The organism is Prolinoborus fasciculus (assembly GCF_056724605.1).
In genome coordinates this window covers 1-10,722 of record NZ_JBWZQN010000084.1, presented here as the reverse complement: position 1 = coordinate 10,722, position 10,722 = coordinate 1, and the positions used below count along the sequence as shown (strand labels likewise).

At 43.1% G+C, this 10,722-nt stretch carries 12 protein-coding genes; 5 read left to right on the top strand and 7 right to left on the bottom strand.

Annotated elements, in window-relative coordinates; translation table 11 throughout:
- Positions 1-142: 142 nt before the first annotated feature.
- Complete coding sequence (locus tag AC1P5O_RS15315; protein ID WP_441368516.1) at positions 143-1,321, bottom strand: MFS transporter; 1,179 nt, start codon at positions 1,319-1,321, stop codon at positions 143-145.
- A gap of 345 nt (positions 1,322-1,666) precedes the next feature.
- Between AC1P5O_RS15315 and AC1P5O_RS15310 the strand changes: the two genes are divergently transcribed.
- The gene (locus AC1P5O_RS15310) at positions 1,667-2,368 is read left to right on the top strand and encodes a DsbC family protein (RefSeq protein WP_071851303.1); all 702 of its coding nucleotides are present in this window, start codon (positions 1,667-1,669) and stop codon (positions 2,366-2,368) included.
- A gap of 147 nt (positions 2,369-2,515) precedes the next feature.
- Entirely contained in the window at positions 2,516-3,649 is a 1,134-nt protein-coding gene (locus AC1P5O_RS15305; RefSeq protein ID WP_004647387.1) for an IS4 family transposase, read from the top strand.
- A 95-nt stretch (positions 3,650-3,744) separates the two neighbouring features.
- On the opposite strand, the gene AC1P5O_RS15300 is transcribed toward AC1P5O_RS15305, so the two are convergent.
- The 3 genes from AC1P5O_RS15300 to guaD all read right to left on the bottom strand — a co-directional run bounded on the left by AC1P5O_RS15300 (position 3,745) and on the right by guaD (position 6,255).
- The gene (locus AC1P5O_RS15300) at positions 3,745-4,002 is read right to left on the bottom strand and encodes a GlsB/YeaQ/YmgE family stress response membrane protein (RefSeq protein WP_004281926.1); all 258 of its coding nucleotides are present in this window, start codon (positions 4,000-4,002) and stop codon (positions 3,745-3,747) included.
- 172 nt (positions 4,003-4,174) lie between these two features.
- Positions 4,175-4,702 carry a hypoxanthine phosphoribosyltransferase gene (gene hpt / locus AC1P5O_RS15295; protein ID WP_004728991.1) on the bottom strand — a complete coding sequence of 176 codons (528 nt, stop codon included), beginning with the start codon at positions 4,700-4,702 and terminating at the stop codon, positions 4,175-4,177.
- A 224-nt stretch (positions 4,703-4,926) separates the two neighbouring features.
- On the bottom strand, positions 4,927-6,255 hold the full coding sequence (gene guaD, locus AC1P5O_RS15290) for a guanine deaminase (protein ID WP_086044253.1): 1,329 nt from the start codon (positions 6,253-6,255) through the stop codon (positions 4,927-4,929).
- A 98-nt stretch (positions 6,256-6,353) separates the two neighbouring features.
- Between guaD and AC1P5O_RS15285 the strand changes: the two genes are divergently transcribed.
- Positions 6,354-6,926 carry a nucleotidyltransferase family protein gene (locus AC1P5O_RS15285; protein ID WP_005094863.1) on the top strand — a complete coding sequence of 191 codons (573 nt, stop codon included), beginning with the start codon at positions 6,354-6,356 and terminating at the stop codon, positions 6,924-6,926.
- A gap of 39 nt (positions 6,927-6,965) precedes the next feature.
- Here AC1P5O_RS15285 and AC1P5O_RS15280 read toward each other — a convergent pair whose 3' ends face one another.
- A complete protein-coding gene (locus AC1P5O_RS15280; RefSeq protein WP_005094866.1) occupies positions 6,966-7,931 on the bottom strand; it encodes a TerC family protein in 966 nt (321 codons plus the stop codon).
- Between the two features lie 331 nt (positions 7,932-8,262).
- Positions 8,263-9,456, bottom strand: a complete 1,194-nt coding sequence (locus tag AC1P5O_RS15275) for a sugar transporter (RefSeq protein ID WP_086044252.1) — start codon at positions 9,454-9,456, stop codon at positions 8,263-8,265.
- Positions 9,457-9,575: 119 nt separating this feature from the next.
- Here AC1P5O_RS15275 and AC1P5O_RS15270 point away from each other — a divergent pair, with 119 nt between their 5' ends.
- Both AC1P5O_RS15270 and AC1P5O_RS15265 read left to right on the top strand, forming a co-directional pair.
- Positions 9,576-9,890 carry a GNAT family N-acetyltransferase gene (locus AC1P5O_RS15270; protein WP_004281918.1) on the top strand — a complete coding sequence of 105 codons (315 nt, stop codon included), beginning with the start codon at positions 9,576-9,578 and terminating at the stop codon, positions 9,888-9,890.
- A 31-nt stretch (positions 9,891-9,921) separates the two neighbouring features.
- Positions 9,922-10,212, top strand: coding sequence for a GNAT family N-acetyltransferase (locus AC1P5O_RS15265; RefSeq protein ID WP_005108225.1), 291 nt, complete (start codon positions 9,922-9,924; stop codon positions 10,210-10,212).
- On the opposite strand, the gene AC1P5O_RS15260 is transcribed toward AC1P5O_RS15265, so the two are convergent.
- Positions 10,205-10,552: a hypothetical protein gene (locus AC1P5O_RS15260; RefSeq protein WP_005108224.1), complete on the bottom strand. Its 348-nt coding sequence runs from the start codon at positions 10,550-10,552 to the stop codon at positions 10,205-10,207. The genes AC1P5O_RS15265 and AC1P5O_RS15260 overlap by 8 nt on opposite strands.
- Positions 10,553-10,722: the final 170 nt, after the last annotated feature.

The window sequence follows — 10,722 nt, the reverse complement described above, 5'->3', positions numbered from 1 at the left end:
TTTGAACAATCTAAAATATTTGTATTACCTGAAAAAAGGCAAAGGCAATGTCCGCGAGTAGTGAAAATTAAAGCACAAAAATATCCAAGAAAATGCCAGTCAATTTCTTAACTGACTGGCATTACTCAATTGAGGGCTTTTTTTAGGCTGGTAGACGGGATTTTTGATACGCCCACCACAGTGCAAAACACAATAGACTGATCGCGATACAAAAGCTGATCACAGCGAAATCCAGCCCCCAGTGATCGGCCAGATAACCCACAGCAATGATGGGAACAATAGTGCCCAGATAAGCAATAAACAGATAGGTCGACATCACTGCTGCACGGTTGTCTAAGCTGGTCATTTGATGAATCAGTGCAAAAGCACCCATCAGGGCAAAACCATGGCCGATCCCAAAGCAAATATCACTGATAAAAAATAGCAGGCTGATTTTCGAATACATGCATAGCGCCAAAACCATCAGGCTCAAGCACATCATCATCAGGCCGATATTCAGACATTTTGACGCTGCGACCGCTTTGGCCATAAACTGCACGATCACTGAGACGACTAAAATACTGGTAATGGCCAGCCCACTGACCAGAGGGCCATGCCAAGGTAAAATATTGCGGAGAAAGGACGGCGACAGAGAAGCAAACAGGCTAAAGGCGGCAAAGGCACTAAAAGCCGTCACTGCAATAATCATAAACACCCGATGAAACTGGGCTTCAGGTCGTTGCAGTTTAGGCGCCATGCTAAAGGGCTGTACCTCAAACTTGGGTGCCTTGATCCAGAACAGGCCAATCAAACACAGCACGGCACCCAGAATAATCGGTAAATATGGCATCACCAAAGGGGCAGCGGAAAACTGCGCAATGACGCCACCGACCAAGGGTCCCAAACCAAAACCCATTGCGGTGATGATTGAAATCAGTTGTGGTGCAGTGTGTTTATGGCTTTCTGGGATGGTATGCATCAAGCCCATCATGGCAGAAGTGGTCATCAGGCCCGAGGCAATCCCAATAATGAAACGGCCAATCGAGAGGATCAGTGCATTCTGGGCAAAAACGGAAATGATGAGACCTAACGTGATTAGTGCCAGACCAATTTGCAGGGTTCGTAAAAACCCGATGCTGTTACTGGTTCTGCCCAAAAACAACAAGGTCGAGAGACAGCCAAACATATAGGCAACAAAAATGTAGGTGATCTGGCTTGGCAGCAAATGCCAGAGCTGTTGATAAATCGGATAGAGCGGACTGGCCAAAGCAGTACCAATCGTTCCCATCATTAAAGCCAGGCTGACCATCAAGAACGGTCGCCAGCTGGTCGTTGTTGTCATGAAAATGCCGTTATAGTGTTGATCCTTGGCCAATCCATGTCAGGGCGTAGCGAGGAAAATAGAAAGTGTCTGCAGTTTAGAATGGATGCAGAAAAGCGGTCAAGGATGAATGAGTAAGATGTTTATTATTTAAAATACTTTTATCATATAAAACAATTATCTAAAATGGATATTGATATGATTTTGGATATATTGGAATTAAATATAACCCTATACAGTGTGTTCCACGTGAAACATGATGAACTTATTTAACTGAGTGTAAACAGTAACATAAATGTTTGAGAAATTTAAAAGCAGAGCGATTAAAATCGAAGCATATTCTTATCCAACTCATGTAGAACATTCATGTTAAAAAAAACACTGATTATTAGTTTAAGTACATTCATTTCAAGCTTCGCATTTGCCAATATTGATACGGTACAAGCTAACTTGGCAAAAAACAGTCCCAATTTAAAAATTGAAAATATTCAAACCACGGAGATGAAAGGCATCTATAGCGGTTCCATGCAGGGCCAAGTGGTTTATCTAAATGAAGATGCCAAACATCTGATTGCCGGCCCGATGCTGCGGATTCAGGATCAACATAATCTGACCCGCGATTTAATGCTGAAACAAAATAGTATCGACTGGAAAAAATTACCGCTTCAGGATGCTGTAAAAAGTGTAAGAGGTACGGGTAAACGTCAGATTGCCATCTTTTCTGACCCAAATTGCCCGTATTGTAAAAAGCTTGAGTTAGAGCTGAAAAAACTGAATGATTTGACGATTTATACCTTTATTCTTCCTTTAAAACCCCAGTCGGTGGCTCCTTCAAAACAGGTGTATTGCGAGTCTAATCCAGCTCAGGCATGGGAAGATCTGATTGCTCAAGGGATTCAACCTAAATCGAAAAAAACTTGTGCCAATCCGATTGAACGGAATAAAAAACTGGCTCAGTCTATGGGCGTGAATGGGACACCTGCGATTATTTTTTCCAATGGTTTTAAAGTGATGGGTGCCTATCCGGCAGAGCAGATTGAGCAGATCTTTAAAGAATTCAATTTATAAAAAAATTAAATAAAGCTATCAGTCGCTCAATATAAAAAAGCACCTTTCCGGCACTGCTGTCCCATAGTTTGATTTAAATAAAAAACCTGAGTCCAAATCGTTAAAATATGAGTGCAAACAAACACTTTAACGACCAGGATTCAGGTTTTGTCACATCAGAATACCGTATTTCATCAGCTTATTAAACCCGTCGTGCGACAGGATTTTGAGCAACTTGCTAAAGTACACCATGTTGGACAGAAATTTAGAGCGGCTTCAAGATGGGATCAGTTTATTGCCATCTTGATGTCTCAACTTTCCTGCAGGCAAAGTCTGAGAGATATTCAATCCAATCTGGAGTGCCAACAGGACAAACTGAGTCATTTCGGAGCAAAGTCTATTCCCCGAAGTACACTGGCACGAATCAATGAGCAGCAGCCTGCTGCCTTGTATCAACAGCTCTTTTACAAGTTGCTTAAATACTATGAACACTCAAAAGTAGCCCATAAATTTCGCTTTAAGAATCCATTATATTCCCTGGATGCCAGTCATATTGACCTGTCGCTTTCCTTATGTGAATGGGCCAAAGTTCACGACTCAAAAGCCAGCATGAAACTCAGCATAGGATTGAATCACAGCAATGATATTCCTGAGTTTATTGCAGTTGAAAATGGTAAAGAAAATGACATGTTACAAGGCCGAAAATTCCAGTTTCCCGCTGGCAGCATTGTGGTCTTTGATAAAGGCTATGTCGATTATCAATGGTATGCGAATCTAAGCGCTCAAAACGTTAGCTTTGTGACACGTTTTAGACCTAAATCGGTGTATCAGGTGATCCAGCAACATCCAGTGCTTGAATCCAAAGGCATTCTAAAAGATGAAACCATTCAGCTAAATAGCGCACATGCCCTAAAAAGAAAAGCCCCCGTATTAAGAAGAATTGAATATAGAGATCAGCAAAGTGGCAAGCACTTTAGCTTTCTCAGCAATAACTTTCATCTAGCTGCCTCTACCATTGCAGCGATTTACAAAGACCGCTGGAAAGTTGAATTGTTCTTTAAAGCGATTAAACAGAACCTGAAATTAAAAGCCTTTTTAGGCCGAAGCAAGAACGCCATTCAGACGCAAATCTGGATTGCGATGATCGCCTATTTACTGGTAAGTTTCGCTCAACATTTAGGGAAAAAAGGCTGGACAGTTCAGCGCTTACTCAGAATAATTCAAGTGAATTTATTTGAAATAAAAACCTTAAAAGCGTTATTTTCACCCGATAAAGTCCCCATCAAACAAGAGGAAGCTTAAATGAGCTTCCTCTTGTAAAAATTGTGGGACAGCAGTGCCTTTCCGGTGCTTTTTTATTCAGGTCGTCAAATCAACCTCAGAAACATCTGAATGGTTTAGACTGTACGGCGTTTGGTGACCATATTATAAATAAACAGAATAATCACAGCACCAATCACGGAAGCAATCAGACCTGCTGCGGAATCTGCCGAATACAGACCGAGCATACGGCCACCAAAAGTCGCCAATAAGGAGCCGGCAATACCCAGTAAGGTAGTCATAATAAAACCTGCCTTATCATTACCAGGATGAATGGCACGTGCAATCAGACCTGCTACAAAACCAATGACGATCGCCACAATAATTGTCCACATATGCATACTCCTTCTTGTCATGTCTTTGTTTTCACATCTGTTTAATCATCTTGAAATAAAGTCAGGATTATAAAAAGTTGAATCCTGAAACGAGATGTTATTTTTTGTTCCCGGTTTCCTGTCCATTTTAGGCATAAAAAAAGTGGCTTATGCCACTTTTTTCAACCTGATTTTAAAGACCGATTTCACCAATAAATGGCAGGTGACGGTACTTCTGGTCATAGTCTAGGCCATAACCCACAATAAATTTATCTTCAACTTCAAAGCCCATAAATTCGACTTTCAGATCGATTTCACGACGCGATGGTTTACTTACCAAAGTACACAGTTGAATCGAGTTAGGTTCACGGGTTTGCAGGATTTCGAGTACCTTGCTTAAAGTGTTGCCTGAATCAATAATATCTTCAACGACCAACACATCTTTACCACGGATTTCACCGTCTAAATCTTTCAGGATTTTTACATCACGTGACGATAACGTGCCACCGCCATAACTGGACACAGTCATGAAATCCAGTTCATGCGGTTTTGAAATCACACGACATAAATCAGCCATAAAAATCACTGAACCACGTAATAAACCGATGAGCACAAGTTCTTTGTCACTATTGGCATAGTGTGCATTGATTTGAGCACCAAGCTCTTTGACTTTAGCTTGAATTTCTTCAGCGGAAATCATTACGCTCATTTGAACGGTCATGGGTAGATACCTAAAAAGTAAAAATAGCAAAATAAAAAAGGTGTTGACCTGCAACACCTGAATACGTCGCAATTTTAATACATCCCTAGCAGAGATGCACCTGTTTTGCTGGCTGTAAATGTAATCATTTTTTAGCCGCTGTTGAATCGCGTTTCAATAAAAAAACACAGCCCAGTGCCATGGCAGACAGGATCAAGTATTGGCGACGGCGGGATTTTTTTGTTTTATTCACTGACTGCTGCTTTGACATAAACGGCTGCTCCATAGACATAGGTGGCTGCAATATTACGGTCATCGCCAAGCATGGTCAGTGCAAAAAATGCATCTTCAATATTTTTGGCTCTGCTCTGGCGTAACTGCTGTAAGGCAGTGGTATTGAGATCCAGCACCACAAAGTCGGCTTCCTTGCCAATATTAAAGTTCCCCAGGCGATCATCCAGACTCAAGGCTTTGGCACCGCCTAAAGTGGCATGATACAAGGCCTCAAAGGCAGAGAGTTTTTCGCCCTGCAACTGCTGCACCTTATAGGCTTCATTCAGGGTTTGCAGCTGATTAAATGATGTCCCTGCTCCAATGTCTGTGCCTAAGCCGACTTTGACCCCTTTGTCCCAGGTCTTTTTCAGGGGAAATAAGCCACTGCCCAGGAACAGGTTTGAGGTCGGACAGAAGGCAATGGCGGAGTCGGTCTGATGCATACAATCCCACTCTTCATCTTCTAGATGCACGCAATGTGCGAAGACGGATTTGCTGCCGGTTAAACCATAATGATGATAAACATCCAGATAACCTTCACGTTCAGGAAAGAGTTCTTTTACCCAGGCAATTTCATTCTTATTCTCACTTAAATGGGTATGCACATACACATCCGGATATTCGGCTTTGAGCTGCCCAGCTTTTTGTAATTGTTCAGGTGTTGAGGTCGGTGCAAAGCGTGGGGTAATCGCATACAGGTTCCGCCCATGTCCATGCCATTTTTCAATCAGTGCTTTAGAGTCTGTATAAGCTGTTTCTGCTGTATCTGTTAGTGCTTCCGGTGCATGACGATCCATCAGGACTTTACCTGCGATCAGACGCATATTGCGTGTGGTTGCGGCATTAAATAAAGCATCTACGGATTCAGGATGAACGGTACAAAAGACCAGTGCAGTGGTGGTGCCGTTTTTAAGCAATTCCTGCACGAAAAATTCGGCAATTTTTTCGCTGTACGATGCATCTTGAAACTGGATTTCAGTGGGGAATGTATAGGTATTTAACCATTCCAGCAGCTGTTCACCATAAGCCCCGACCATTTCCGTTTGCGGGAAATGAATATGGGTGTCGATAAAACCGGGAACAATCAGTTGATCTGGATAGTGCTGTAATTCAGCGTTGGTAGGAAGTCGTGACTGCCCTTCTTGCCAAGGACCAAACCACTGGATTTTACCTTCGTGAATGATGACTATACCATCTTCTACATATCGCACTTGGTCGTGTATATCACGTGCTTGGGCAACTGTATTCTGAATGTCGAGGAAGCGACCACGGATCGCTGTCGTTGCAATTACAGAAGACATTTTAAACCTACGCTTTTAATTTTTTCGATTGATTGTAGCTGAAAAAATTGCCATGTTTGTATGAACATTCATATTTAAATAGCGATCCAGATTCTTCTATGACCCCATCCAATTATTATGATCAATTTCAACAGATCGTGTGTGCGCAGCCCACATTAATGCGCATCTTGCATCAGTTAGCACAATTACACTCTGACGCTTATGTCGCAGCGGGTGTGTTACGTCATGTGATCTGGGCGCATTTACATGGATGGGAATATGAAATAAATCATACTGAGGTCGATGTGATTTTCTATGATGAAAATGAGCAGGCTCGCGTTATAGAACAGCAACTTGCAGATCGGTTAAAAGAGTATTTTCCAGATATCCGTTGGGATGTGACCAATCAAGCCTTTGTACATGAGTGGTATCGTACCGATCAAAATGAAAATATTGAGCCTTTAACTTCAATTGATCATGCGCTGTCATTATGGCCAGAAACTGTCACGGCCTTGGCACTGCGCCTAAAAGATGATGAATTGGAGTTGATTGCTCCTTTCGGTTTAGCAGATTTATTTGAGTTAAAGCTGCGTTGGAATCCGAATTTAGTCAGTTATGCCGTGTTTGAACAACGCATGCTGAGCAAACAGTTTTTGCAAAAATGGCCCAAATTATCCCTGATAGAACAATAAAAAAAGCCTGCTGATGCAGGCTTTTTTGATGATTACTTTTTACAGGGTGGTTTCGTTATGCCTCTTACTATGACGAATCGACAAGATCGCGGTCACAGTGAGGACAATCACAATAAAGCTCAAAGAAATCCAGATCGGCATATGGAACACATCCAGCATCAGCATTTTAAAGCCGATAAAGACCAGAATGATCCCGAGACCATAAGGCAGATAATGCATTTTTGAGGCTGCGCCCGAGAGCAGGAAGAACATCGCGCGTAGGCCTAAAATCGCCATCAGGTTTGCGGTAAGGACAATAAAGGGATCGGTGGTGACGGCAAAAATAGCTGGAATAGAATCGACGGCAAAGATCACATCAGAGGCTTCAACCAGGATCAGGACCAAGAACAACGGCGTTGCCCAGAGCAAACCATTCTGACGGACAAAGAATTTGTCGCCCTGAAGTTGCGGGGTAATACGCATATGTTTACGTAGCCATTTCAGAATCGCCATATCTTCAATATTGCTGTCTTCTTCATGCTGACCACGAAGGAATTTGAAGCCGGTATACACCAGGAACGCACCGAAGATATACAGAATCCAAGAGAATTCCTGTACAAACCAGGCGCCAATAAAAATAAAGATGGTTCTGAGTACAATCGCACCCAGTACGCCATATAACAGCAGCTTGCGTTGCAATGCGGGTGGAATGGCGAAGGCCGCGAAGATCATCAGCCAGACAAAGACGTTATCAATCGCTAGGGATTTTTCCAGCAGATAACCGGCAAAGTATTCCATAACCTTGGCATTAGCAATTGCCGTGCCTGCGGTCTGCTCCAGATACAGCCATAAGCCGCCACCAAATAAAGTCGCGACACTGACCCAGGCAATACTCCAGTAGGCAGCAGTTCGGACTTTAACTTCCTGACCATGCTGATGCTTAAAGCCGACAAAATCGATTACCAGCATGACTGCGACAATCGCGAAAAAGACGAGATACAGCCAGAGTGTACCAATGGTTTCCATGTGAATTCTCCACATCGGACAACTAGCCATAAAAAAACCTTGACCAGTTGCCAGATGAAAAACATCTATAACAACATGATCAAGGTCTTGCCTACATCTTACTGTTCCACTTTTTTATATAAAGTGTGACTTCAAGATGCTCAGATACCGACTTTTTGCAAAGTGTAATGACGATATTCTGACACGTTTAAAAATTGAAATTTCATTCTTAAACGCTTGGAGGAGGCTACTCCCCTTGTTCAAACTAAATTTTATTTGAGCGGTAGCTCAATGTGCAGCAAGCATGACAGATTTTTGCTAAGACTACAATTTCATTTACAAAAATCATGCTTCAAGGCGCTTTCTTACCTAAGAAATCCGGACGCTGAATCAGGTATAAGCTGATCAGAAAACCCAAGCTGGCCAAGATTGCTCCTACCCAGCCAATACTATGTAATCCGATATGTGCCGTTACCAGACCGCCGAGTAAGGCACCGCCACCAATCCCGACATTGTACAGACCTGAAAAAATTGCCATGGCGACATCGGTTGCATCAGAAGCCAGATTTAAGGTCTTGGCTTGTAGAGCCAGACTAAACCCAATAATGCTGATGCCCCAGATTAACGCCAAGCTATTAAGCTGAAATACACCCTGAGACAGTGGCAGCAATAACAGCAGCGAGATCCCTAGCCCGAGTGTAAATAGCGGAATGGTGAGTCGGGGAAAATGCGGTGCAAAGCGGCCAAATACATAAGACCCGATCAGGCCCGCACCGCCATAAATCAGCAATAAGCTGGTGGTCTGTGCAGAGCTGAATTGCGCAATATTCAGCGCAAAGGGTTCAATATAACTATAGGCGGTAAATTGCGCACTAATCACAAGCACGGTAAGCGCAAAGACCAGCATCAGGCTGGGACGTTTTAGCAAGCTTTTTAAACTGCTGAGTGAACCTGAATTAACACTTGGCAATAAAGGCAAGGTTTTGGCCAGCAGTACGCAGACCACGCTTGCCACAACTGCGATCAAGGCAAAACTATTGCGCCAGCCATAGGCCTCCCCGATCATCCGGCCAAAGGGAATTCCCAAGACCATCGCCATGGCGGTACCGGTAGCCAATAAGCCCAATGCCTGAAATTTTTTGCCCTTTGGCGCAACCCGCACAGCAAGTGACGCCGTAATTGACCAGAACAGCGCATGCGCCACGGCAATACCAATCCGGCTCAGCACCAGAATGCTAAAGCTCCAGGCAAAATAGGACAGTACATGACTGAAAATAAACACCGCAAATAAAACCATCAGCAGAAAGCGCCGTTCAATATTCTTGGTCAGTAACATCATTGGCAAAGACAGCAGCGCCACGACCCAGGCATAAATTGTCAGCATCCACCCGACCTGGGTCGGTGACATGGCAAAACTGGTACCAATATCACTTAATAGCGCCACCGGGATAAATTCGGTGGTATTGAAAATAAAGGCAGCAGAGGCTAAAGCAATCACACAGACCCATTGACGCGTCACCGAGGAGGTGGAAGAAAAGCTGGACATACATATCTGATAAAAAGAACCGGCCGGCAGTTTAAACCTGTTGAGCAAAATGCGGTATTGGTCAGAAGGACAGATTCACAATCCTTTAAAAGAAATCTAACAATAGAGCAGGGAAAAATATGTCAGTCTGGCTTAAAAACAAGGAGAGGATCGGTATGTTGATCGAGCATCAGCAACAGGACACTGGAGGTTTATGGTTTGTAGAGCCAAATGAAAAACGTCTGGCAGAAATGAGTTATTCCAGAGTAAATGAAGATCAATTAGTGATTGAACACACCTGGGTCGATGACAGCCTACGCGGACAGCACGTCGGGTATTATCTGGTCGAGGCCGCTGTGAATTTTGCCCGTGAACACGGCATCAGGATTATTCCAAAATGTCCTTTTGCCAAATCCGTGTTCGAGCGAGAGCCTCGCTTTAATGATGTTTTATAATTTTAAAATGACAACAAAGGTTTAGATTCGTATGGAAATTAAATATCAAGATTCAAAACGTGGTGGTGTATTTTTTATGGAAGATCAAGGACGTCGCCTGGCGGAGATCACTTATCAATGGCGGGGCGATGCCGTCATCATTGCCGATCATACCTGGGTCGATGATTCCCTGCGTGGCCACGGTATTGCCCGGAAAATGCTGGATGTACTGGTCGATTTTGCCCGTGAAAAAAGTTTAACCATTATCCCACAATGTTCCTATGTGGATGTCATGTTTAAACGTGACCGAAGTCTGGCAGATGTCGCAGCAACTGCTATTTAACTACCCAAGGGGATTTCCCGAAAGATAAATGCAGTTTTTCTTTCAAGGCAGGAATCAATATAACCTGTAACAGGGTATATAAACCGAAACCTGCCATCACGCCGGTCATGGCCCAGAAAATTTCTTCAAACTGTTGCAGCATCACTAAAATTGCCATGATCAGCAGGTAACTGGCATGAAAATAAATACGATGCCCAACAAATTTCAAGATCGTCCAGCTAATAAAAATTGAACTGATCAGCAGATTGGTTTGAGCGCTGAATTGCCAGTCATTTAAAGTGATGATCAGGATAAAACACACACATAACAAGGCGAGGGTTAAAATCAGATCTTTTAACATCAAGTGATCCTCATGTTCATGGTAGGTGTATGAAAATATTCGTTTAGGGTCTGTTGACATTTCAAGTATAGAATTTACCCGATAAAGGTAGCCAAATAAATATACAAGCTAATGCAACTGCCCCCTCATAGCTACACTTTAGCTTATCATATCGTGTTGCTATTCCTCTG